Origin of the sequence: Stenotrophomonas sp. GD04024, assembly GCF_029837545.1 — a bacterium.
GTDB lineage: Bacteria > Pseudomonadota > Gammaproteobacteria > Xanthomonadales > Xanthomonadaceae > Stenotrophomonas > Stenotrophomonas forensis.
The window spans coordinates 1-24,860 of the sequence record NZ_JAOEDV010000066.1 but is presented as its reverse complement, the minus strand read 5'-3'; the positions used below and the strand labels follow the sequence as shown (position 1 = coordinate 24,860).

Sequence of the window (24,860 nt, the reverse complement as noted above, 5' to 3'; positions counted from 1 at the left end):
GGCAGTTGCTGTTGCCGTTGCTGTTGCTGTTGCCGTTGCCCTGGCTTCGGCGGGTGCCGGGCGCCGCCCGGCCAGAGCCCTTCCCCCGCTTCCGGTACAATGTCGGGCCCGTTTCCCAACTACGGTTCCCCGGACATGATGGTCCTCGAGGGCGCGCCCGCCCTGTCGCCGTTCCGCCGCGAACGTCTTGAATCCCGCCTGCAGTCCATCGCTCCCTCCCTGCGCATCAGCGGTGCCTGGCACGTCTACTTCGTGCAGCCCGAAGGCAGCGCCGTCCCCGACCTGGCCACCCTGTGCCGCATCCTCGAAGCCGCGCCGCAGGCCGAGGCCGTGGCCGAGGGCGCGGTCAGCCGCATTGTGGTGCCGCGCCTGGGCACGCTGTCGCCGTGGTCGAGCAAGGCCACCGAACTGGTCCGCGGTGCGGGCCAGCCGGTCAGCCGGGTCGAGCGTGGCCTGCGCATCGATGTGCAGGGCTGGCCGGCCGATGCTGCCGCCCAGCAGGCGCTGGTCAAGGCGCTGCACGACCCGATGACGCAGTCGGTGCTGGAGACCGTGGCAGAGGGCCAGGCGCTGTTCTCGGCACCGGCCCGCGGTGAACTGGAACGCGTGCCGGTGGACCAGCTGGAGGCCGCCAACCAGCGCCTCGGCCTGGCCATGGCCCAGGACGAGATCGACTACCTGCGCGAACGCTTCACCGCGCTCGGCCGCTCGCCGTCGGACGTCGAACTGATGATGTTCGCGCAGGCCAATTCCGAGCACTGCCGCCACAAGATCTTCAACGCCAGCTGGACCATCGACGGCCAGGAACAGGACCGCTCGCTGTTCCGGATGATCAAGAACACCCACCAGCAGACCCCGCAGCACACGCTCAGCGCGTACAGCGATAATGCTGCGGTGATCGAAGGCCATCCGGCCTCGCGCTACCGCCCGGATCCGGCCAGCGGCGAATACCGACGCGAGCCGCAGGTGCCCAGCGCGTTCCAGATCAAGGTGGAAACGCACAACCATCCGACCGCGATCGCGCCGTTCCCGGGCGCATCGACCGGCAACGGTGGCGAGATCCGCGACGAAGGTGCGACCGGCCGCGGCGGCAAGCCGAAGGCCGGCCTGTCCGGTTTCTCGGTCTCGCACCTGCGCATTCCCGAGCTGCCGCAGCCGTGGGAAGCGCCGCGCGCGCTGAACCCGCGCATGGCACCGGCACTGGAAATCATGACCGACGGCCCGCTTGGTGGCGCCGCGTTCAACAACGAATTCGGCCGCCCGAACCTGCTCGGCTACTTCCGCAGCTTCGAGCTGCCCGAAGGTGCTGACCTGGTGCGCGCCTACGACAAGCCGATCATGCTGGCCGGTGGCCTCGGCGCCATCGATCGCATCCAGGTCGAGAAGATCCCGCTGCAGGCCGGTGATGCGGTCATCGTGCTGGGTGGCCCGGCGATGCTGATCGGCCTGGGCGGCGGCGCCGCCAGTTCGGTGGCCTCCGGCGAAAGCGCCGAGGACCTGGACTTCGCCAGCGTGCAGCGCGACAACCCGGAAATGGAACGTCGCTGCCAGGAGGTCATCGACCGCTGCGTGGCGATGGGTGCCAACAACCCGATCAAGTTCTTCCACGACGTTGGTGCCGGTGGCCTGTCCAATGCCATTCCCGAACTGCTGCACGACTCCAAGGTCGGCGGCGTCATCGACCTGGGCAAGGTACCCACCGATGATCCGTCGCTGTCGCCGATGCAGCTGTGGTGCAACGAGTCGCAGGAGCGCTACGTGCTTGGTGTCGCGCAGGAGCGCCTGGCCGAATTCGCCGCGCTGTGCGCGCGCGAGCGCTGCCCGTTCGCTGCAGTCGGCGTAGCCACCGCCGAGGAACACCTGGTGGTGGCCTACGGTGCGGTGCCGGGCCACACCCCGGCCGATGCGCCGATCGACCTGCCCATGGACGTGCTGTTCGGCAAGCCGCCGAAGATGCACCGCGACACCGCGCACCCGCCGGCGCCGCGCTGGCCGGCGCTGAAGACCGGTGGCCTGGACCTGCACGAGGCCGGCCTGCGCGTGCTGGCGCACCCGACCGTGGCCTCGAAGAACTTCCTGGTCACCATCGGTGACCGCAGCGTCGGCGGCCTGACCGCGCGCGAACAGATGGTCGGCCCGTGGCAGCTGCCGGTGGCCGATGTGGCGATCACCCTGGCCGACTTCGATGGCGTGTCCGGCGAAGCGATGTCGATCGGTGAGCGCACCCCGCTGGCCCTGCTCGATGCGGCCGCTTCGGCGCGCATGGCGGTGGGCGAAGCACTGACCAACCTGTGCGCGGCGCCGGTCGACGCACTGGATGAGATCAAGCTGTCGGCGAACTGGATGGCCGCCGCCGGCCACCCGGGCGAGGACGCGCTGCTGTACGACGCGGTCAAGGCCGTGGGCATGGAGCTGTGCCCGCAGCTGGATATCAGCATCCCGGTGGGCAAGGATTCGCTGTCGATGCAGGCGCAGTGGCACGACCAGGGCGAATCACACAAGAGCGTGTCGCCGGTGTCGCTGGTGATCTCGGCGTTCGCGCCGGTCGCCGACGTGCGCCAGCAGCTGACCCCGCTGCTCGACCGTGAGGTGGAGAGCGAGCTGTGGCTGATCGGCCTCGGTGCCGGCAAGCAGCGCCTGGGCGGTTCGATCCTGGCCCAGGTACATGCCGACCACGGCGATCTGCCGGCCTTTGCCGGTGCCGCCCCGGACCTGGACGACCCACAGCGCCTGCGTGGCTTCTTCGAACTGATCCGCGATGCGCGCCAGTCCGGCCTGCTGCTGGCCTACCACGACCGCAGCGACGGTGGTGCCTTCGCCGCACTGTGCGAAATGGCCTTCACCTCGCGCCTGGGCCTGGACATCACCCTCGATGCCTGGGGCGATGATCCGTTCCGCAGCCTGTTCAATGAAGAACTGGGCGCAGTGGTGCAGATCGCGCGCGAGGACCGCGCCGCGTTCGCCGATCTGGTCGAGCGCCACGCACTGACCGAGTGCGCGCAGCGCATCGCCAAGCCGACCACCGCGCCGGTGGTGCGCGTGTCGCTGGGCGGCGAGAACCTGGCCGAATGGCGGTGGGATGCGCTGTTCGATGCCTGGTGGTCGGTCACCCACGCGATGCAGAAGCGCCGCGACAACCCGGCCAATGCCGATGCCGAGCGTGAAGTCGCCCGCGCCTTCAACGCACCGGGCCTGAAGCCCAAGCTCAGCTTCGACCTCAACGAAGATGTCGCCGCGCCGTTCATCAGTACCGGTGCGCGTCCGCGCGTGGCGGTGCTGCGCGAACAGGGTGTCAACGGCCAGATCGAAATGGCCAACATCTTCGAACGTGCCGGCTTCCGCGCGTTCGATGTGCATATGAGCGACCTGATCGAAGGCCGCGTGGCGCTGCAGGACTTCACCGGCCTGGTCGCCTGCGGCGGCTTCAGCTATGGCGACGTGCTCGGTGCCGGCCGTGGCTGGGCGACCTCGATCCTGGAGCGCAGCGCGCTGCGTGATGCGTTCGCTGCGTTCTTCGCCCGCGAAGACAGCTTCGCGCTGGGCGTGTGCAACGGCTGCCAGATGATGAGCCAGCTGAAGAACATCATCCCCGGTGCCGAGCACTGGCCGCAGTTCCGCCGCAATGCCAGCGAGCAGTTCGAAGCCCGCACCGCGCTGCTGGAGGTGGTGGAGTCGCCGTCGATCCTGTTGCGCGGCATGGCCGGTTCGCGCCTGCAGGTGGCGGTGGCGCATGGCGAAGGCCAGGCGGTGTTCGACAACGCCGTCGACCAGGCCGCGGCCCGTGTCTCGCTGCGCTACATCGATGGCCACGGCAACGTTGCCAGCCAGTACCCGATGAACCCGAACGGCTCGCCGGACGGCATCACCGGCCTGACCAGCAGCGATGGCCGCGTCACCATCATGATGCCGCACCCGGAGCGCACCCCGCGCGCGCTCAACCTGAGCTGGGCGCCGGCCGAATGGCAGGGTGATTCGCCGTGGATGCGCATGTTCCGCAACGCGCGGGTGTGGTGCGGCTGACGGCGCAACCGTCGCGCACGCCACAATGCGATGAGGTACGGAAAACCCGGCAGGCGACTGTCGGGTTTTTCTTTGGATGGGCAGAAATACCTGCCGCAACCATCAGTTACATGCGTTTACAGGGCGCCGGTGGTTCGTCACCCAGACCTAACAAAATCGCTTTATAAACAGGTGAAATAGTGAACTGCTTCACGGCAATAGGATTTGCCGTGTCAAAGTCTTGACGATCTGGAAAGTTGCCGTTAACACTTGAACCCCGTTACAGAATCATTCATTTCGCAGTAACCGGTTGGCGCACGCGCTCGGTTTTCTGTCGCTGCGCGCCGTTCGGCAATACCCCGCAGTAAATCACGCGAATAAACGCCCCCAGGGGACGTTGGGCCGGAAAGCCCAGCGGTGGCGTTGCTTTGCCCAAAACCAGTCCAATCAGGAGCCGTACCGATGAATCGGATTTATCGCAAGGTCTGGAACAAAGCATTGGGTCAGTGGGTGGTGGCTTCGGAACTGGCCTCCTCCGACAGCAGCAGCGGTGGGGTCGTCGACCAGCGCCGCGATGCGACACGAGCCACGCCCGCATTGCTGGCAGTGGCGCTGGGCCTGGTATTGGGATTGGGCATGAGCGGCACCGCCGCGGCACAGTCGGTGCAGATCGGCGGCAGCGCCACCTGCGTCGCATTCAGCGGCAAGCTGCTGGAAAAGTGCCTGATCGAAGGCTCGGCCACGGCCAAGGGCAGCAACGCCGTTGCGATCGGCAGCAACAGCAACGCCAGTGCCGCCAACAGCGTGGCGCTGGGCGCCGGCTCCAAGGCCACGCGGGCCAACACCGTGTCCGTCGGTGATGCCGGCAAGGAACGGCAGATCACCAATGTCGCGGCGGGCGCCCAGGCGACCGATGCGGTGAACAAGGCGCAGCTCGATGCGCAGGCACGGGCCACGCAGGCCGCGATTGCCGACGTGGCCGCAGACGGCAGCCGCTATTTCAAGGCCGACGGCGCAGGCGATGACAGCGACGCGGCGAAGATCGACGGGCAGGGCGCATTGGCGGCCGGTGCCGGTGCGCAGTCGCTGGCCAATGCCACCACTGCCATCGGTACCCAGGCCATCGCCGCCGGCATCGGCGCCAGCGCGTTCGGCCAGGGCGCATTGGCCATTGGTGATGCCAGCGTCGTGGTCGGGCAGAGTGCTGCGGCCTTCGGCCTGGGCGACACCGCCGTGGGTGCCAGTGCCTATGCGGCCAGCGAGAACGGCGCGGCCACCGCGCTCGGCGCGTTGTCTGAAGCCACCGCTGATGGTGCCACCGCTGTGGGTGGCGGCGCCGTGGCGATGGGCCCGGGCAGCACCGCGCTGGGCCGTGGTGCGACCGCCGCCAACGAAGCGTCGATTGCGGTCGGCGCGTTCAGCACCGCCGTGGGTGAATACAGCACCGCGCTGGGCTCCAATTCGGCGGCGGTGGCCACCGGCAGCGTGGCGCTGGGCGCCGGTTCGCTGGCCGACCGTGTCGATACGGTGTCCGTCGGCGCCGCCGAGTATGGCCTGACCCGGCAGATCACCAGCGTGGCTGCCGGTACTGAAGACACCGATGCCGTCAACGTGGGCCAGCTGAAGGACGTGGCCGCCGTGGCCGATGCCACCGCCAAGCGCTTCCAGGCCAACGGCAGCAGCAACAGCGATGCCGGTGCGCTGGCTGAAGGTGACGAGGCGCTGGCCGCAGGCGAAGCGGCCAACGCGATCGGCAAGGGCGCCACCGCCGTGGGTGCCGGTGCCACCGCCGTCGCGCAGAACGCCACCGCGGTCGGCAACAACGCACTGGCCTCGGGCCAGAACAGCGCGGCGTTCGGCAACAATGCGCAGGCCAACGGCCCAGGCAGCGTCGCCGTTGGCGGTGCTGCGGTCGATGCCGATGGCAATCCGCTGATCACCAGTGGCGGTGTGCCGGTGGAAACCGGCGCCACCAGTGCCGGTGTCGGTGGCACCGCCGTGGGCGCCAGTGCCGATGCCGGTGGTTTCGCCGCGTCGGCCTATGGCGTGGGCGCGTATGCCGCCGGTGCGCAGTCGTCCGCGTTCGGCGCGGTCGCCAATGCCATCGGTGACTACTCCACCGCGCTGGGCACGCAGAGCAACGCCACCGGTACCAGCAGCGTGGCCATCGGTGGCCCGGCCGACCTGATTCCCGGCCTGGGCTTCTTCGTGCAGACCCAGGCCAGTGGCGAAGCCGCAACCGCGGTCGGTGCCGGCGCCATCGCCAGCGGCGACCGCGCGGTGGCCAACGGCAGCCTGACCGAAGCCTCCGGCGCCGAAGCGACTGCGGTCGGCTACTTCGCCTACGCACCGGGCGAGAACGCCAGCGCGCTCGGTGCGCAGACCTGGGCCAGCGGCGCGCAGAGCACGGCGGTGGGCTACTACGCCACCGCGCGGGGCGCCAACAGTGTTGCACTCGGCGCGAACTCCGAAGCGGTGCGCGCCAACAGCGTGGCGGTGGGCAGTGCCGGCAACGAACGGCAGATCACCAGCGTTGCCGCCGGCAGCGAAGCCACCGATGCGGTGAACAAGGCACAGCTGGACGCGGTGGCCAGCACCGCCGACAGCACCGCGCGCTTCTTCCAGGCGCAGCCGGAAGCGGGCAGCGATGCCGGCGCACTGGCCGAAGGTGAAGGCGCGGTTGCCGCCGGTTCGTCGAGCAATGCGATCGGTGCCGGCGCGGTTGCACAGGGCGCTGCCGCCTCGGCGATCGGTGATGACAGCGTGGCGGTCGGCCGCAACAGCAACGCCACCGGCAAGGGCGGCGTGGCGATCGGTGGCCTCGGCCAGGCCTACGACGAGTACAACCAGCCGATCATCGGTGCCGACGGCACGGCGCAGCAGGTGGGTACCACCGCCGTTGCCGACGGTACGGCGGTCGGCAGCGGTGCACAGGCCACCGGAGCCGCCAGCAACGCCTTCGGAAGTGCCGCCAGGGCCAGCGGTGACAACAGCTTCGCCGCGGGCGGCAAGTCGCGCGCGACCGGCGCCTATGCGGTGGCGGTGGGTGACAGTGCGTTTGCCAGCAGCGACGACAGCACCGCTGTCGGCGGCTACAGCTGGGCCACGGCCAGCGGCGCCAGCGCCTTCGGTTCCGGCGCGTGGGCCACCGCCACCAACGCCTCGGCCTTCGGCAACGCGGCCTGGGCCAGCGGCAGCGGTGCAACCTCCATCGGTTACAACAGCTGGGCCAACGGCGCCAGTTCCACTGCGGTGGGGCGCGGCGCCTTCGGCTATGGCGACAACAGCGTGGCGCTGGGCTTCCAGGCGCTGGGCAACAGCCTCAACAGCATCGCCATCGGCACCAACACGGTGGCCGGTGGTGAAAGCGCGATCGCGCTCGGCGCCGGCAGCAATGCCAGCGCCAGCAATGCCGTCGCGCTGGGCGCAGGTTCAGTGGCCAACCGTGCCCGCACGGTGTCGGTCGGCAGCGCCGGCAACGAACGCCAGGTCACCAACGTGGCTGCTGGCACGCAGGCCACCGATGCAGTGAACAAGGCGCAGCTGGATGCGGTGGCGAGCACCGCCAGCACCACCAGCCGCTTCTTCCAGGCCAGCGGCAACGGCGACGATGTGGCCGGTGCGTTGGTGGAGGGGGACAACGCGCTGGCGGCGGGCGACGCGGCCAACGCCATCGGCAATGGCGCCACCGCGCTGGGCAGCGGTGCCAATGCGCTGGCCAACAATGCGCAGGCGATTGGCTTCAACGCATTGGCGACCGCGGCCAACGCCAGCGCGGTGGGTGCCAACGCACAGGCCACCGGCGAGTACGCCACCGCGCACGGTGCGGAAAGCGAGGCCAGCGGCGAACAGAGCGCCGCTTTCGGTGCCGCCAGCATCGCCAGCGGCGCCGGCAGCACGGCCAACGGTGTGCTGTCCGAAGCGTCCGGCGAAGAAGCCGTGGCCGTGGGCTACTTCAGCAATGCCAGTGGCGATGCGGCGACCGCCGTGGGCAGCGAAAGCGTGGCCAGCGGTACCGCATCGGCGGCATTCGGCATCGGCGCCGAGGCCACCGGTGGCTATAGCACCGCCATCGGTGGCTACGCGCAGGCTTCGGCCTTCAATGCCACCGCATTCGGCAACTTCGCCAATGCCTCCGGTTCCAACAGCGTGGCAGTGGGTGGCGATTCGGAAGCGTCCGGTGCTTACAGCACCGCCACCGGCCAGGGCAGCCTGGCCACCGGTACCAACAGCGTCGCCGTCGGTGGCTCGTTGTTCGGTGTGCTGGCCACCGAGGCCTCGGGCAACTACTCCACCGCGGTGGGTGGTGGCGCCTGGTCGGGTGGCATCAACAGCACCGCGTTGGGCAACGCCGCCGAATCGCGCGGCGCCAATAGCGTGGCGCTGGGTGCGGACTCGATTGCAGACCGTGACAACACCGTTTCGGTGGGCGGGGGCGGCAACACCCGCCAGATCACCAACGTAGCCGACGGTACGCAGGGCAACGATGCGGTCAACAAGAACCAGCTCGATGCGGTTGCCGCTGCTGCGGAAAAAACCAGCAGGCAGTTCCAGGCCAGCGGCAATGCCGATGGCGAAACCGGCGCACTGGTCGAGGGCGACAACGCACTGGCGGCCGGTGATGCGGCCAATGCCATCGGCAACGGTGCCACCGCACTCGGCAGCGGTGCCAATGCGCTGGCTGCCAATGCCACGGCCGTCGGTATCGATGCGCTGGCCACCGGCAACAACGCAGCGGCGCTGGGCAGTACCGCACAGGCCACCGGTGAAGACAGCCTGGCCCTGGGCAGTGGCGCCAGCGCCAGCGAGCTGGGTGCCAGCGCCACCGGCGCACGTGCTCAGGCCAGTGGTGCCTACAGCACCGCAACCGGCACCGAGTCCAACGCCAGCGGCACGCAGGCACTGGCCAGTGGCTTCCGCAGCGCCGCGTCCGCTGATGGCACCACCGCTGTCGGCGGCTATGCCGAAGCCAGCGGCCGCCTCGGTACCGCGCTCGGCTATGGATCGGCGGCCAGTGGTGCCAACACCACGGCGGTCGGCTTCGGCGCGGCCGCGGCCGGTACCGGTGCGGTGGCCGTGGGCCAGTCCAGCGAAGCCAGTGGCGAGGAGAGCGTCGCCATTGGCGGCAGCACCTTCTTCGGCCTGATCCCGTCGCGTGCCAGCGGTACTGGCGCCGCGGCATTCGGCGCAGGTGCGTGGGCCACCGAAGACTACGCCACCGCCATCGGCTGGAATTCGTGGGCGGCTGGCAGCAGCGCCACTGCACTCGGTGCCAATGCCACCGCCAACGGCAGCAACAGCGTCGCTCTCGGTGCGGGCTCCAAGGCGGACCGCGACAACACCGTTGCCGTCGGCAAGGCCGGTGGCGAACGCCAGGTGACCCATGTTGCCGCCGGCACCGAAGCCACCGACGCGGTGAACAAGGGCCAGCTGGATGCAGTGGCCACGGTTGCCGACAAGACCAGCCGCCAGTTCCAGGCCAGTGGCAACGCCGATGGCGAGGCCGGTGCACTGGTCGACGGTGACAACGCCCTGGCCGCCGGCAACGCGGCCAACGCCATCGGCAACGGCGCTACCGCGCTGGGCAGTGGTGCCAACGCGATGGCCGCCAATGCCACCGCAGTCGGCTTCGATGCACTGGCCACCGGCAACAACGCCGCGGCGCTGGGCAATGCTGCACAGGCCAGTGGCGTCGACAGCGTGGCGGTGGGCAGCGGTGCCAGCGCCAGCGAACTCGGCGCCAGTGCCAGCGGTGCCGGCGCCCAGGCCAAGGGCGCCTACAGCACCGCCAGCGGCGCGCAGGCCACGGCCAGTGGCACGCAGTCGCAGGCCAGCGGCTTCCGCGCCAATGCGTCGGCCGATGGCGCCTCGGCACTGGGCAGCTATGCCGAAGCCAGCGGTCGTCTCGGTACGGCAGTCGGCTACGGCAGCAAGGCCACTGGCGCGAATGCCACTGCGGTGGGTGTCAGTGCCAACGCCTCGGCCGCCGGCAGCATTGCACTTGGTGCCGGCTCGGTGGCCGATCGTGCCAACACCGTGTCGGTCGGCAGTGCCAGCACCGACCGCCAGATCACCCGGGTCGCTGCGGGTACCGAGCGTACCGATGCGGTCAACCGCGGCCAGCTCGATGCAGTGGCGGCGACCGCCGACGGCACCGCGCGCTACCTCAAGGCCACCGGCAGTGGTACCGCCAGTGCCAGCGGCAGCGATGCCACGGCCATCGGTTCGGCGGCCAGTGCCAGCGGCGCACGCAGCAACGCCGTGGGCGCCAACGCGATGGCGATCGGCAATGGCGCGCTGGCACTGGGTAACAGCGCCGGTGCATCCGGTGCCAACTCGGTGGCGCTGGGCGCAGGGTCACGTGCACTTGATGCCAACGTGGTCTCGGTCGGCGGCGGCAATGGCACCGATGGCCCGGCGACGCGCCGCATCGTCAACGTGGCTGATGGCCGCATCGGTGCAGGCAGCACCGACGCAATCACCGGCTCGCAGCTCAACGTCACCAACCAGCGTGTCGGTGCGGTGGAGACCCGCGTGGGCGATTTCGATTCGCGCATCGCCACGGTCGAAACCACCGCAGCCAGCGCGGTCAGCTACGACGATGCCAGCCGTGACCGCCTGACCCTGTCCGGCTTCCAGGGCACCACCATCGACAACGTCGGCGCGGGCAGCATCGCTGCCGGCAGCCGCCAGGCCATCAATGGTGGCCAGCTGTTCCAGTCGCTCAGCGACGCCGCCAGCTTCCTCGGTGGCGGTGCCAGCGTGGGCATGCAGGGGGTGTTCGTGGCGCCGAACTACGTGATCCAGGGCGCCACCTACAGCAATGTCGGCGATGCACTGGGCGCGCTGGATCGCAAGGTCAGCGAAATCGACCGTCGCACCGCCGGTGGCACACGCGCCGGGACCGCCAGCCTGCGCGCGATGAGTGCGCCGCTGGAGGACGGTGCGCAGGCCAGTGTCGCCGACGCACGGGTGATGGCGGACGCAGCACCGGCCAGCACCGCGCGTGTGCAGGGTACGCCGACCGCGGCTGCGGCGGGTGCCGGCATTCCGGTGGGTACCCCGGCGAGCGGCTTCAATGCAGTTGCCATGGGAGACGGCGCCGTTGCCAGTGGCGCCTCGTCCACCGCCATCGGCCAGGGTGCCAATGCCAGCGCAGCGAACGCGGTGGCGCTGGGCCAGGGCTCGGTCGCCGACCGCGCCAACACGGTGTCGGTCGGTAGCGAAGGCAATGAGCGCCAGGTGACCAACGTGGCGGCCGGTACCACGGCCACCGACGCGGTCAACAAGGGCCAGCTCGATCGTGGCATGGCCACCGCCAACAGCTACACCGACAGCCGTGTCCAGGCCGTCGCCGACAGCTTCGATGTGTTCAAGGGCGAGATCGATGGGCGCCTGCGTCACATGGACCGCCGCATCGACCGTCAGGGCGCGATGAGCGCCGCGATGCTCAACATGGCCACCAGTGCCGCCGGTATCCGCACCCAGAACCGGGTCGGTGTCGGCATCGGCTTCCAGGGTGGCGAATCGGCATTGTCGCTGGGTTACCAGCGTGCGATCAGCGATCGCGCCACGGTCACCTTCGGCGGTGCCTTCAGCAGCGATGACAGCTCGGTCGGCGTCGGTGCCGGCTTCGGCTGGTAAGCCCGTCCATTGCGCCGGCGGCCACCCACGCCGGCGCAGCACCTGCAGTGAGGGCCTGGGGGGAGGTCACGGCAATCCCGGCTGGGCCGGCCGGGAGTCGTCAAGGAATGATGGCCGCAGTGTTGGTTCGATCCATGACCCAGAAGAGGAATTTCGACGTGATCAAGAAGCAGAACCTTCGCATCAATGTGCTTGCCGCCGCCGTGCTGTCGATGACGGCCGTCGGTGCCGTCCACGCCGCCGGGTTGCCGACCCATGAGCCGGTGCGCCAGGCCAGCACCGCCCAACCGGGGGCCGAGCGCATCATCGTCAAGTACCGGGCCGGGGCTGCCGCCGCCAGCGACCGCTCGGCCAAGCTGTCTACAGTGCAGTCGGCGCTGACCCGTGCCAGCCTGTCCGGCGGCACCTCCCGCGCCAGCACGCTCGGCCCGCAGGTGGTGCGCAGGCTCGCCACCGGCGCGGACCTGATCCGCGTGCAGGGCCGCCTGGCCCCGGCCGAACTGCAGCGCGTGCTGAAGGAACTGCAGGCCGACCCGTCGGTGCAGTACGCCGAAGCGGACGTGAAGCTGCGCCGCACCGAGCTGCGTGCCGGCGACGTGCAGCCGGCACTGGTGCCGAACGATCCCTTCTATCAGCAGAACCAGTGGCACCTGCACAACGCGGTCGGCGGCATCAACGCACCGGCGGCGTGGGACGTTTCGCAGGGCGAGGGCATCGTGGTGGCGGTGATCGACACCGGCATCCTGCCGCAGCATCCGGACCTGGTCGGCAACCTGCTGGAAGGCTACGACTTCATCAGCGACGCGGAGACCTCGCGCCGCCCGACCAATGATCGCGTACCCGGTGCGCAGGACTATGGCGACTGGGTCGAAAACGATAACGAGTGTTACAACGGCTCGCTGGCCGAGGACAGTTCCTGGCACGGCACGCACGTCGCCGGCACCGTGGCCGAGCAGACCAACAACGGCGTCGGCATGGCCGGTGTCGCCTTCAAGGCCAAGGTGCTTCCGGTGCGCGTGCTGGGCAAGTGTGGCGGTTACCTGTCCGACATCGCCGACGCCGTGGTGTGGGCATCCGGCGGCACCGTATCGGGCATCCCGGCCAACACCAACCCGGCCGAGATCATCAACATGAGCCTGGGCGGCAGCGGCGCCTGCGGCAGCACCTATCAGGACGCGATCAACGGCGCCATCTCGCGCGGTACCACGGTGGTGGTGGCCGCCGGCAACGAGACCGACAACGCATCCAAGTACCGGCCGGCCAGCTGCGAAGGCGTGGTGACCGTGGGCGCGACCCGCATCACCGGCGGCATCACCTATTACTCGAACTACGGCACCCGCGTGGACCTGTCCGGTCCGGGTGGCGGCGGCAGTGTCGACGGCAACCCGGGGGGCTACATCTGGCAGACCGGTTCCAATGCAGCGACCACGCCGGAGTCGGGCACGCCGGGCTACATGGGGATGGGCGGTACCTCGATGGCCTCGCCGCATGTGGCAGCCGTTGCCGCACTGGTGCAGAGCGCGCTGATCGCCAAAGGCAAGGATCCGCTGACCCCGGCCGCGATGCGCACCCTGCTGAAGGAAACCGCGCGTCCGTTCCCGGTCGCCATTCCGGCAGCGACCCCGATCGGTACCGGCATCCTTGACGCCAAGGCTGCGCTGGCCAAGGCACTGGAAGAACCCTGCACCGAAAATTGCGGGCCGGTGGCGACGCCTTTGACCAACAAGGCGGCGGTGGGTGGCCTGAACGGCGCTGCCGCCAGCAGCAGGCTGTACAGCTTCGAGGCCGTGGCCGGCAAGCAGCTCAGCGTGATCACCTACGGCGGTACCGGCAACGTCTCGGTCTACCTGGCGCAGGGCCGCGAGCCGAGTGCCACCGACAACGATGCGCGTTCGACCCGCCCGGGCACCTCGGAAACGGTGCGGGTGACGGCACCGACCGCCGGCACCTACTACATCAAGGTGGTAGGCGAGGCGGCGTACAACGGCGTGAGCATCCTTGCCACGCAGTAAACACCTGCCGACGTAGTTGAATGGCCGAGGCCCGTCATCCTGTGTGACGGGCTTCGTCTTTTTACGAAAGGTGGCCGAGGGGCGGCGGAAATCACGGCTTAACTGCTAAAGTCGGAGCGATTGACAGGAGAGTCACGTGAACGCGCTCGCCGCAACCGTTACCGACGACGCCGAAGGCCGCATCCTGGATGCGCTGCTGGCGCGTGGCCGGCTCAAGGAAGGAGACCTGGCGCGCGCGCGGCCGCTGCATGCCGAAGCCGGCGGCAGCCTGCTCGGCCTGCTGGTGCGGTTGGGGCTGGTTTCCGAGCGCGACCAGGCGCAGGCCAGCGCCGAGGTGCTGGGCCTGCCGCTGCTGGAGGGCAAGCAGGTACCCGAAGCCCCGCCGCAGGCGCTGGCCGACGGCCTGCCGCTGTCGCTGCGTTTCCTGAAGCAGTTCCACGTATGCCCGCTGGAATTGAATGAACAGGGCGTCCGGCTGTGGCTGGCCGACGCCCACGACGCCTACCCGCAGCAGGCCGTGCAGCTGGCGCTGGGGGTTCCGGTGACGCCGGTGCTGGGCATGCGCGCGGAGATCGACGATCTGGTCGAACGCTGGTTCGGCCAGGGCCGCAGTGCGATGGGCGCGATCGTGGAAACCGCCGACGGCGAGGGCGGCGCGGTCGACGACATCGAGCACCTGCGCGATCTTGCCTCGGAAGCGCCGGTGATCCGCCTGGTCAACCTGGTGATCCAGCGTGCGGTGGAACTGCGTGCTTCGGACATCCACGTCGAACCCTTCGAAAGCCGGCTCAAGGTGCGTTACCGCGTCGATGGCGTGCTGGTGGAGGGCGAAAGCCCGCCGGCCAACCTGACCGCAGCGGTGATCAGCCGCATCAAGATCATGGCCCGGCTCAACATCGCCGAACGCCGCCTGCCGCAGGACGGCCGCATCATGTTGCGCGTGCAGGGCAAGGAACTGGATCTGCGCGTGAGCACCGTACCAACCGCACATGGCGAGAGCGTGGTGATGCGCCTGCTCGACCGTGAAACGGTGGTATTCGATTTCCATCGGCTCGGCTTTACCGATGCCTTCCTGCCGCAGTTCCGCAAGGTGCTGGAACAACCGCACGGCATCCTGCTGGTCACCGGCCCGACCGGTTCAGGTAAGACCACCACGCTGTACACCGCGCTCAGCCAGCTCAACACCGCCGACGTCAAGATCATCACCGTCGAAGATCCGGTGGAGTACCAGATCGAGGGCATCAACCAGATCCAGGCCAAGCCGCAGATCGGCCTGGATTTCGCCAACGCCCTGCGCAGCATCGTGCGCCAGGACCCGGACATCATCATGATCGGCGAAATGCGCGATCTGGAAACCGCGCGCATCGCCATCCAGTCGGCGCTGACCGGCCACCTGGTGCTGTCTACCCTGCACACCAACAATGCGGCCGGCGGCATCACCCGCCTGCTCGACATGGGCGTGGAAGACTACCTGCTCACCTCCACCATCAACGGCATCCTGGCCCAGCGCCTGGTACGCCGGCTGGAGCCAACCCACGCCGAGCGCTACGCAGCCTCGCCGGAAGAGATCGAACGCTTCGAGCTGCGCCGCCTGCAGCCCGAAGGCCCGATTCACCTGTTCCGCCCCAGGCCTTCGGCGCTGGCACCGACCGGTTACCTCGGCCGCACCACCATCATGGAATTCCTGGTGATGAACGATGCGCTGCGGCGGGCGGTGATGCGCCGTGACGGCATGGGCGAGATCGAGCGCATCGCGCGCGAAGCCGGCATGCGCACCATGTACGAAGATGGCCTGTCCAAGGCGCTGAGCGGGCAGACCACCATCGAGGAAGTGCTGCGCGTGACCGAGGAAAGCTGATGCGCGCAGGACGCCGGGGCTGACATGCCGACCTATCGCTACAGGGCACTCAATCCGCACGGCGAGATCTTCGACGGGCAGATGGAAGCGGCCAGCGAGGCCGAACTGGTCGCGCGCCTGCAGGACCAGGGCCACCTGCCGATGGAAACGCAGTTGGCCGATGGTGGCGCGATCGGTGGCAGCAGCTGGCGCAACCTGCTGCGCCAGCGCCCGCTGCAGGGCGCCGCGCTGCTGCAGTTCACCCAGCAGCTGGCCACCCTGCTCGGTGCCGGCCAGCCGCTGGACCGCGCGCTGTCGATCCTGCTGGGGTTGCCCGAGGATGAACGATCGCGTCGCGCCATCACCGACATCCGCGACGTGGTGCGCGGCGGTGCGCCGCTGTCCACCGCGCTGGAACGCCAGCACGGCCTGTTTTCGCGCCTGTACGTGAACATGGTGCGTGCCGGCGAAGCCGGCGGCAGCCTGCATGAAACCCTGCAACGCCTGGCCGATTACCTGGAACGCAGCCGCGCGCTGCAGGGCAAGGTGATCAATGCGCTGGTCTATCCGGCGATCCTGCTGGTGGTGGTAGGTGGCGCGCTGTTGTTCCTGCTCGGCTACGTGGTGCCGCAGTTCGCGCAGATGTACGAAAGCCTGGATGTGGCGCTGCCGTGGTTCACCAACGCGGTGCTGCAACTGGGCTTGTTCGTGCGCGACTGGTGGGTGCTGCTGCTGGTGGTGCCGGCCGTGCTGGCGCTGTTCTTCGAACGCAAGGCCCGGCAACCGGCCTTCCGCCTGGCCTTGGATGGCTGGCTGCTGCAGCGGCGCGGCATCGGCCGCCTGCTGGGTGAACTGGAAACCGCACGGCTTGCGCGCACGCTGGGCACGCTGCTGCGCAATGGCGTGCCGCTGCTGGGTGCGCTGGGCATCGCCCGCAACGTGCTGGGCAACCGTGCGCTGGCCGCCGATGTCGAAGCGGCGGCCGATGAAGTGAAGAATGGTGCCGGCCTGTCGCTGGCGCTGTCACGCGGCAAGCGCTTCCCGCGCCTGGCCCTGCAGATGATCCAGGTCGGCGAGGAATCCGGTGCGCTCGATACCATGCTGCTGAAGGCCGCCGATACGTTTGAACAGGACAGCGCCCGGCGCATCGACCGGCTGCTGGCGGCGATGGTGCCGGCGATCACCCTGGTGCTGGCCTCGGTGGTCGGTGCGGTGATCGTGGCGGTGCTGGTGCCGCTGTATGACCTGACCAATGCCATCGGTTGACGATGGATCCCTACGCAACCCCGACACTCCGCAACCGAAAGGACCGACCATGATTGCTTCCCGTCGACCGATCCGCCTTTCCTTCACCGCCGCGCGCAACCAGTCGGGCATGAGCCTGCTGGAAATCATCATCGTCATCGTGCTGATCGGCGCGGTGCTGACCCTGGTCGCCAGCCGCGTGCTCGGTGGCGCCGATCGCGGCAAGGCCAACATCGCCAAGGCCCAGGTGCAGACCGTCGCGTCCAAGATCGACAACTACCAGATCGACACCGGCAAGCTGCCGGGCTCGCTCAATGATCTGGTGACCGCACCGGCCGGCGTCGGCGGCTGGCTGGGGCCGTATGCCAAGCCGGCCGACCTGAACGACCCGTGGGGCCATGCGCTGGAATACCGCGCGCCGGGCGAAGGCCAGCCCTACGAACTGGTCAGCCTGGGCAAGGACGGCAAGGCCGGCGGCAGCAGCGTCGACGCTGACATCCGCTACCAGCCCTGATCCTGCATGACGTATTTCCTGCCGCGCCGGCTGCCACGCCCGCGCCTGCACGGCAGGCGCGCGGCGGGACTGTCGCTGCTGGAAATGCTGCTGGTGATCGCGCTGATCGCCGCCATCGGGCTGATCACCGCCGCCGGGCTGTCGCGGGGTTTTTCAGGCATGCAGCTGCGCAGTGCCGGCAAGGACATTGCCAACCAGCTGCGCATGGTGCGCGCGCAGGCGATCGCCCGTGGCGAGCCGCAGCGCTTCGTCATCGAACCGGCGCGACGCCGCTGGGAAGGCGCCAACCAGCGCGTGGGTGAAGTGCCGCCACAGCTGCAGGTGCAGTTCGAAGGCGCCGCGCAGCTGGCCACGGCGCCGGGGCAGGGCGTGATCGAGTTCCATCCGGATGGCGGTTCCAGCGGCGGCCGCATCCGCCTGCAGCGCGACGCCGCCGAATGGCGCATCGATGTCGGCTGGTTGACCGGCGAAGTCCGTTCCGGCCCCTGGCGGGAACAATGAAGCGCAGCGCACGTGGCTTCACCCTGCTGGAAGTGATCATCGCCTTCGCCCTGCTCGGGTTGGCGCTGACCCTGCTGCTGGGAAGTCTCTCCGGTGGTGCGAAGCAGGTGCGCGAAGCCGAGGTGCGTACGCGTGCAGTGCTGCATGCGCAGTCGCTGCTGGCCGAAGCCGGTGTGGCCTCGCCGTTGCAGGTCGGCAGCCAGCAGGGTGACTGGGAACAGGGGCGCTATCACTGGGAACTGCAGGTGCAGCCGTGGGTGGAGCCGCGAGCCGGCAACCAGGCGCAAACGCAGGCGCCGGGAATGCCGTGGCTGGCCGAACTGCAGCTGCAGGTGCGCTGGGGCGACAGCGAACGCGAGCAGCTTCGCTGGCGCAGCCTGCGCCTGTTGCCGCCGGACCTGGAGAACGCGCGATGAGGCGCGGTGCCGCAGGCTTCACCCTGGTGGAAGTGATGCTGGCTACGGTGCTGCTGGCCGGGGGCCTGGCGCTGGCGTTCGCCAGCGTGCGCTCGGCGATGGCGGTCAGCCAGCGCGGCGAGCAGATCGCCGCCGAGAGCGAGCGCATGCGCGCGGTGGAAACGCTGTTGCGGCGGCAGCTGTCCGCGGCGCTGCGCACACCGCTGGAAGCGCCGGACCCTACCCGCGAGCCGATCTTCTTCCAGGGCGAAGAGCAGCGCATGCTGTTCGCGGCCGATCTGCCGGGCTACCTCGGCCGCGGCGGTGCCTACCTGCACGCGCTGCAGGTGGAAGGCCGCAGCGGCCAGCAGCGCCTGCTGCTGGACCTGGTGCTGCTGCAGGAAGGCGAGCACATCGCCGAAAACCCGCCGCGTCCGCCGGAAGTGCTGGTGGACAACCTGAAGTCGGTGCAGCTGCGCTATCGCGGCATCGATGCCAGCACCGGCCAGGTGACCGACTGGATGCCACGCTGGGACGACACGCGGCGCCTGCCGATGCTGGTGGAGATCCAGATCGTGCCAGCCAAGGGCACGCCCTGGCCGGCGCTGGTGGTGGCGCCGCGCGCCGGTGGCAGCGGAGGTGCGCGATGATTCGGGTGCGAGGCGCGGCGCTGGTGCTGGTGCTGTGGCTGATCGCGCTGATGACAGCGCTGGTGGGGGCGTTCGCGCTGAGCGCGCGCGTCGAGCATCTGCAGCAGCAGGTGCTCGATGGCGACGCGCGGGGCCAGGAACGCGCGCGCGCGGGCATGGAATATGCGCTGATGCGCCTGTCCGCCGACCCGCAGCGGGCACCCTGGCGCGCCGACGGCCGCACGTACCGCTGGCAGTTCGATGACGCCAACATCGAGATCACGGTGCTCGACGAGAACGGCAAGATCAATCTGAACCTGGCCGACGTGGCACTGCTGGAGGCGTTCCTGAAGGCGCTGGGCGAGGAAGACGGCAGTGCCCGGCAGCTGGCCGGGGCCATCGTCGACTGGCGTGACGAAGACAGCCTGCTGCAGCCCGGCGGCGGCGCCGAGGCGCCCGACTACGCCGCGGCGGGGCTGCCGTACGGCCCGCGCAACAGACGTTTCGAGACCCTGGGCGAGCTGCAGCGGGTGCTGGGCATGCGCGGCCCGCTGTACCGGGCCATGCTTCCGCACCTGACCCTGTACAGCCGCCAGTCGCGGCCGGATCCGCAGTTTGCCAGCGCGCCGGTGCTGACCGCATTGGGCCTGGATGCGGACACCCTGCTGGCCCAGCGCGCCCAGCAGGAGCGTGACGCCGATTCCGCTGCGGGTGCGTCAACGCTTGCCAGCAGCAGTGGCACCTATAGTATCGAGTCCCGTGTCACCGACGGCAGTGGACGCCGGTCAGTGCTGCAGGCAGTGGTACGCAATGGCTCGGGCGGGGTTCCCGGGCGGACCTACACAGTGCTTCGCTGGGAGCAGGGAATGACAGCAAGATGACGGCGTGGCAGGACAGTCTGCGACAGGTGCAGGGCCGGATCGGTCCTGGCGCTGGCCGTTTCCTGCGCTGGTGGCGGCAGTCGTTGCTGGCATGGGTACCGGTTCGTTGGCAGTGGGCGCTGGGTTGGGCGCAGGCACGCCTGCTGCTGCAGCGTGAGGGCGACCAGCTGCAGGTCTGGCGCGAGGCCGGTGAGCGCCGTGAGTCCGTGGCGCGGCTGCCGTGGCCACTGTCGCCGGCCGAGCTGGACCGGGTCCTGGAAGCGCGCCTGCGCAGCCTGCCGCGCGTGTGGCTGCTGCCTGCCAGCGATGTGCTGCGTCGCCATCTGCGGTTGCCGGCCGCCGCCGCCGACCGCCTGCGTGCGGTGGTCGGCTTCGAGATCGACCGCCAGACGCCGTTCGAATCCAGCCAGGTCAGCTATGACGTGCGCGAGGTCGGAGCGGCCGGCGAGGGCCAGCTGCAGGTCGAACTGGTGGCCTGGCCGCTGCGCCAGCTGGACGCCTGGCGCGGCAGCGTGGGCCCATGGGCCGATGCGTTGGCCGGTGTAGATGCCATCGACGCGCAGGGCAACACGCTGCAGGTGAACCTGCTGCCGCCCGCGCAGCGCCAGCTGCAGGCCGATCCGATGCGGCGCTGGAACCTGCTGCTGGGCGTGGCTGCCGTGGTGATGCTGGTGCTTGCCGGCCTGCAACTGCTGGACAACCGACGCGCAGCGGCCGACGAACTGCGTGCCCAGGTGGAACGCAGCGCGCGCAGTGCGCGCAGCGTAGCCAGTGAGCGCGCGCAGCTGCAGGCGCTGATCGACGGTGCCGCGTTCCTGGAAAAGCAGCGCAGCCAGCGTGCAGGCACGGTCGACATCTGGACCGAGTTGACCCGGCGCCTGCCGGAGGGCACCTATCTGGAAAAGCTCGCCATCGAGAACAACAACCTGCAGCTGATCGGGCTCAGCCGCGAAGCCTCGCAGCTGGTGCAGCTGCTGCAGGACGCACCGCAGTGGCGCAAGGTCAATCTGACCGGTGTATTGCAGGCCGACGGCGCTGCCAGTGGCCGTGATCGTTTCACCATGACCGCGGAACTGCAGCCGTTGCCGGCGGCTGCCCCGACCCGGGAGGCGGCCGATGCCGATGCCAAGCGCGCGCCGTGACCGCTGGCTGGCACTGGCACTGCTGCTGGCAGTGCTGGGCCTGGCCTACCTGCTGCTGGTGCACCCGTGGTTCACCCAGCCCCTGCGCGAGATCGATGCTGATGTCGCGGCACTGCGCGAGCGCGAGGCGCGCGTGCAGGCGCAGCTGCAGCAGCAGCCGCAGATCGAACAGCGCCTGCGCGCCACCCGCGAAGCGTTGCAGCAGCGCCCCGGTTTCCTGCATGAAGCCACCGCCGAAGCCGCCGCTGCCGCGCTGGGCGCGAAGCTGCAGGATGCGGTGGCGATGGCCAGCCCGGGCAACCGCAGCTGCACCATCAGCAACCGTACGCCGCTGACCGACAACCGGCGCGATGCCGAGTTCGTGCGCGTCGCCATGCAGGTGCGCCTGCGCTGTGGCGTCGCCGAACTGGCCACGGTGCTGCACAGCCTGGAGACCGGCAGCCCGCGCCTGTTCGTCGACAACCTCAACCTGATCGCGCAGCGCTTCCAGCAGTCACCGAATGAATCCGGCCTGGGGTTGGATGTGTCATTCGAACTGGCGGGCTACCTGTTGCCGGGTGCGGCGACCGATGCGGCCACGCCGGCCCCGGCGGCCGAACCGGCCGCGCAGCCGCAGCCGTCCCCGGCGGCCGCGGCGCCCGCCCCGGCGGCGCCGGCCGAGGGGCAGGAGGTGGCCGATGAAACTTGAGCAGATCAGCCTGCGCACCGGCTTCCTGCTGGCGTTGGCGGGTTGGGCGGCGGCGGTCTGGCTGGCCACCGGCTTCGGCCTCGGCAGCCAGTTGCCGGGCGCCGACGGCGATGCGGATGCAGCGCCGTCGTTGCCGGCGCTGCCAGCCTTGGCCGCCGAGCGCATGGCCAGCGCAGACAGCTACAGCGCGATCGGCGAACGCCCGCTGTTCGCCGAAGACCGCAAGCCGCGGCCCTACCTGCTCGGTGGCAGCGAGCCAGCCGCCAGCGCGGCCCTGCGCCTGACCGGCGTGCTGTTGACCGGCAATTTCAGCATGGCCACCTTCACCACCGAACAGAACCGCTCGGTGCGGCTGCGCCTCAACGGTGACGCCGTGGATGGTTGGCAGCTGGTGGCGCTGGAACCGCGCCGGGCCACGGTGATCGGCCCCGGTGGCAGCCAGGTGCTGGAACTGGCCGTGTTCAACGGCCAGGGCGGTGAACCACCCGCCGTACTGCGTGGCGCCAACGGTGCGCCGCCGGCCGGTGCGATCGTGGTGCCGCCGCCGGCCGGTGCCCCGCCCGCGCCGCCCCCGGCTGCGGCAAGTGCGCAGCCAGCGCCACAGCCGGCCGTCAACGTGCCGCCAGCGGCTGCTACACCGCCTGCCAACAACAACGGCCCCAGCGAAGCGCAGATGCAGGCCATCCGCGAACGCATCCAGGCCCGTCGCCGCCAGCTGCAGCAACAACAGCAGCAACAACCGTCGCCGCCCCCAGGCGATGGCACCAACCGATAGAGTGAATGCATGAGCCTGCGTTTTCTTCCCTGGTCCTTTGCCCTCGCGCTGCTGGTCGGCTGCAGCACCGTGTCCGCGCCGCACGTGCAGCGCAAGGGCAACCTGACATCCACCACCGAGGCCGGACAGGCCGCGGAGGTCGCCGCCGATGCTGCCCGTGATGCCCAGGGGGCCCCGCAGGCGGTGATCCGTCGCGGCACCGGCACCATGATCAACCGCGAAGCGGCACGCGCACCGGCACCGGCACTGCACGGGGCCAGTACCGGCGAGGCGACCTTCAACTTCGAAGGCGAGTCGGTGCATGCGGTGGTCAAGGCCATCCTGGGTGACATGCTGGGCCAGAACTACGTGATCGCACCGGGGGTGCAGGGCACGGTCACCCTGGCCACGCCCAAGCCGGTGTCACCGGCACAGGCGTTGAACCTGCTGGAAATGGTGCTGGGCTGGAACAACGCGCGCATGGTGTACAGCGGCGGCCGCTACAACATCGTCGCCGCCGACCAGGCGCTGGCCGGAACCGTTGCGCCCAGCACCGCGCCGGCGGCCAGCGCGCGCGGCTTCGAAGTGCGGGTGATCCCGCTGCAGTTCATCTCCGCCAGCGAGATGAAGAAGGTGCTGGAGCCGTATGCGCGGCCCAACGCCATCGTCAACGTCGACAGCGGCCGCAACGTGATCACGCTCGGCGGTACCCGCGCCGAGCTGGAAAACTATATGCGCACGGTCGAGATCTTCGACGTCGACTGGCTGTCGGGCATGTCGGTGGGCGTGTTCCCGATCCAGTCGGGCAAGGCCGAGCAGGTCGCCGCCGACCTGGAAAAGGTGTTCGGCGAGGAGAGCAAGACCCCCAGCGCGGGCATGTTCCGCTTCCTGCCGCTGGAGAATGCCAATGCCGTGCTGGTGATCACCCCGCAGGTGCGCTACCTGGACCAGATCCAGCAGTGGCTGGACCGCATCGACACCGCCGGTGGCAGCGCCCGCCTGTTCTCCTACGAACTGCGCTACATCAAGGCGCGCGACCTGGCTGAACGTCTCGGTGAAGCCTTCGCCAGCAGCGGCAACCGCGGCGGCTCCAGCCCGGCATCGTTGGCACCCGGCGCGATTCCGTCGCAGCTGGGCAGCGACGGCGACCGTGGCATGGACAGCAGCAACGGCAGCAGCAACTTCGGCTCGACCTCCGGCAGCAGCACCGGGGGCAGCAACAACGGCAGCATGAACCTGCCGCAGCGCCAGTCCGGCAATGTCAGCGTCAGCCTGGAAGTGGAAGGCGACCGCGTGGGCGTGTCGGCGGTGGAGGAAACCAACACCCTGCTGGTGCGCTCGACCCCGCAGGCCTGGCGCTCGATCCGCGAAGTGATCGAGAAGCTGGACGTGATGCCGCTGCAGGTGCACATCGAAGCGCAGGTGGCCGAGGTCGCGCTGACCGGCGACCTGAAGTACGGCGTCAACTGGTTCTTCGACAATGCGGTGCTCGGGCAGAAACTGACCGGTGCATTGGGCGGCGTGACCCTGCCGGCCGCCGCGGGCGGTTCCTGGAGCAGTTTCGCGGGCGCGGTGACCGGCGCCGATGGTCTCGGCTGGGCATTCACCGGCCACAACGGCGCGGCGGTGGTGAGCGCGCTGGACAAGGTCACCGATGTGCGCCTGCTGCAGACGCCTTCGGTGTTCGTGCGCAACAACGCCGAGGCCACGCTCAATGTCGGCGACAAGGTGCCGATCAACACCACCACGGTGAACACCGGCGTGGGCACCAGCAGCTACAGCTCGGTGCAGTACATCGATACCGGCGTGATCCTCAAGGTGCGCCCGCGGGTGACCCGTGATGGCACGGTGTTCCTGGACATCGTGCAGGAAGTCAGCAGCGCGTCGGATGTGCCGGAGACCTGCAACCCGACCGAGCGCAACTGCAACCCGCGCATCTCGACCAAGAAGCTGTCCACCGAAGCGGCGGTACAGAGCGGCGACACCATCATGCTGGCCGGCCTGATCACCGATTCGGCCACCGATGGCAGCAGCGGCATCCCGGGCCTGAGCAAGATCCCGGTGGTTGGTGCGTTGTTCGGGCAGAAGACCCGCACCAGCCGTCGTTCGGAGGTGATCGTGCTGCTGACCCCGACCATCGTCCGCAACGCCCAGGAATCGCGCAACCTGACCGACGAGTACAGCCAGCGCTTCCGGGCGATGGAGCCGCTGAACCAGCCGCGCGCGAAGAAGTAAGGGGTTTGCGGCCGGGCGGCGCCCGGCACCCGCAGAGGCCAAGGCAACAGCAACAGCAACAGCAACAGCGGGGCTACTGAGGGATGGCGGGGCGGTGTCGGATTGCGGGGACGCCGTAAACCCATCCATGGGGGCTTGGCCGCGGCATCCGTGCCGCGGACACCCCGCAATCCGACACCGCCCCACCTCTGACAGATTCCTGCGGCCGTGGGTAGGTGTCGACCTTGGTCGACACGCTGGATCCACGCGATGCGTGGATGACTTTCAATCGAAATCGAATATTTCGATATCTGTGAGATCTGAGCCGAGCATGGCTCGGCTCTACAGAAAGCAAGGCCCGGCAGCTCGCAGGAATCTGTCGAAGGCGGGGTGGGTCCGGTTGCG

14 protein-coding genes are annotated in these 24,860 nt (G+C 69.2%); all 14 read left to right on the top strand.

What is annotated here, in order from left to right:
* Positions 1-135: 135 nt before the first annotated feature.
* On the top strand, positions 136-4,020 hold the full coding sequence (gene purL / locus N7590_RS17175) for a phosphoribosylformylglycinamidine synthase (protein WP_239544489.1): 3,885 nt from the start codon (positions 136-138) through the stop codon (positions 4,018-4,020).
* Between the two features lie 441 nt (positions 4,021-4,461).
* Entirely contained in the window at positions 4,462-11,643 is a 7,182-nt protein-coding gene (locus N7590_RS17170) for an ESPR-type extended signal peptide-containing protein (RefSeq protein ID WP_164242548.1), read from the top strand.
* A 158-nt stretch (positions 11,644-11,801) separates the two neighbouring features.
* On the top strand, positions 11,802-13,655 hold the full coding sequence (locus N7590_RS17165) for a S8 family peptidase (RefSeq protein WP_164242550.1): 1,854 nt from the start codon (positions 11,802-11,804) through the stop codon (positions 13,653-13,655).
* 136 nt (positions 13,656-13,791) lie between these two features.
* Positions 13,792-15,513 (top strand): type II secretion system ATPase GspE, encoded by a 1,722-nt coding sequence (gene gspE / locus N7590_RS17160; RefSeq protein WP_053448752.1) that lies wholly within the window; start codon positions 13,792-13,794, stop codon positions 15,511-15,513.
* A 24-nt stretch (positions 15,514-15,537) separates the two neighbouring features.
* Positions 15,538-16,758 carry a type II secretion system F family protein gene (locus N7590_RS17155; RefSeq protein ID WP_164242547.1) on the top strand — a complete coding sequence of 407 codons (1,221 nt, stop codon included), beginning with the start codon at positions 15,538-15,540 and terminating at the stop codon, positions 16,756-16,758.
* Between the two features lie 49 nt (positions 16,759-16,807).
* Positions 16,808-17,251, top strand: coding sequence for a type II secretion system major pseudopilin GspG (gene gspG, locus N7590_RS17150; protein WP_004154150.1), 444 nt, complete (start codon positions 16,808-16,810; stop codon positions 17,249-17,251).
* 6 nt (positions 17,252-17,257) lie between these two features.
* Positions 17,258-17,752, top strand: a complete 495-nt coding sequence (locus tag N7590_RS17145; protein ID WP_053448755.1) for a GspH/FimT family pseudopilin — start codon at positions 17,258-17,260, stop codon at positions 17,750-17,752.
* Positions 17,749-18,168, top strand: coding sequence for a prepilin-type N-terminal cleavage/methylation domain-containing protein (locus tag N7590_RS17140; protein ID WP_133933769.1), 420 nt, complete (start codon positions 17,749-17,751; stop codon positions 18,166-18,168). The genes N7590_RS17145 and N7590_RS17140 overlap by 4 nt, the downstream gene beginning before the upstream one ends.
* Entirely contained in the window at positions 18,165-18,797 is a 633-nt protein-coding gene (locus tag N7590_RS17135; protein WP_164242546.1) for a type II secretion system protein J, read from the top strand. The genes N7590_RS17140 and N7590_RS17135 overlap by 4 nt, the downstream gene beginning before the upstream one ends.
* Positions 18,794-19,657: a general secretion pathway protein GspK gene (locus N7590_RS17130; RefSeq protein ID WP_164242545.1), complete on the top strand. Its 864-nt coding sequence runs from the start codon at positions 18,794-18,796 to the stop codon at positions 19,655-19,657. The genes N7590_RS17135 and N7590_RS17130 overlap by 4 nt, the downstream gene beginning before the upstream one ends.
* Positions 19,654-20,799, top strand: a complete 1,146-nt coding sequence (locus N7590_RS17125) for a PilN domain-containing protein (protein WP_164242544.1) — start codon at positions 19,654-19,656, stop codon at positions 20,797-20,799. Before N7590_RS17130 ends, N7590_RS17125 begins: the two co-directional genes overlap by 4 nt.
* Positions 20,780-21,487 carry a type II secretion system protein GspM gene (gene gspM / locus N7590_RS17120; protein ID WP_239544492.1) on the top strand — a complete coding sequence of 236 codons (708 nt, stop codon included), beginning with the start codon at positions 20,780-20,782 and terminating at the stop codon, positions 21,485-21,487. The genes N7590_RS17125 and gspM overlap by 20 nt, the downstream gene beginning before the upstream one ends.
* Complete coding sequence (locus tag N7590_RS17115; protein WP_164242542.1) at positions 21,477-22,262, top strand: general secretion pathway protein GspN; 786 nt, start codon at positions 21,477-21,479, stop codon at positions 22,260-22,262. The genes gspM and N7590_RS17115 overlap by 11 nt, the downstream gene beginning before the upstream one ends.
* Positions 22,263-22,271: 9 nt before the next feature.
* Positions 22,272-24,476, top strand: coding sequence for a type II secretion system secretin GspD (gspD, locus tag N7590_RS17110; RefSeq protein WP_053448761.1), 2,205 nt, complete (start codon positions 22,272-22,274; stop codon positions 24,474-24,476).
* Positions 24,477-24,860 lie beyond the last annotated feature (384 nt).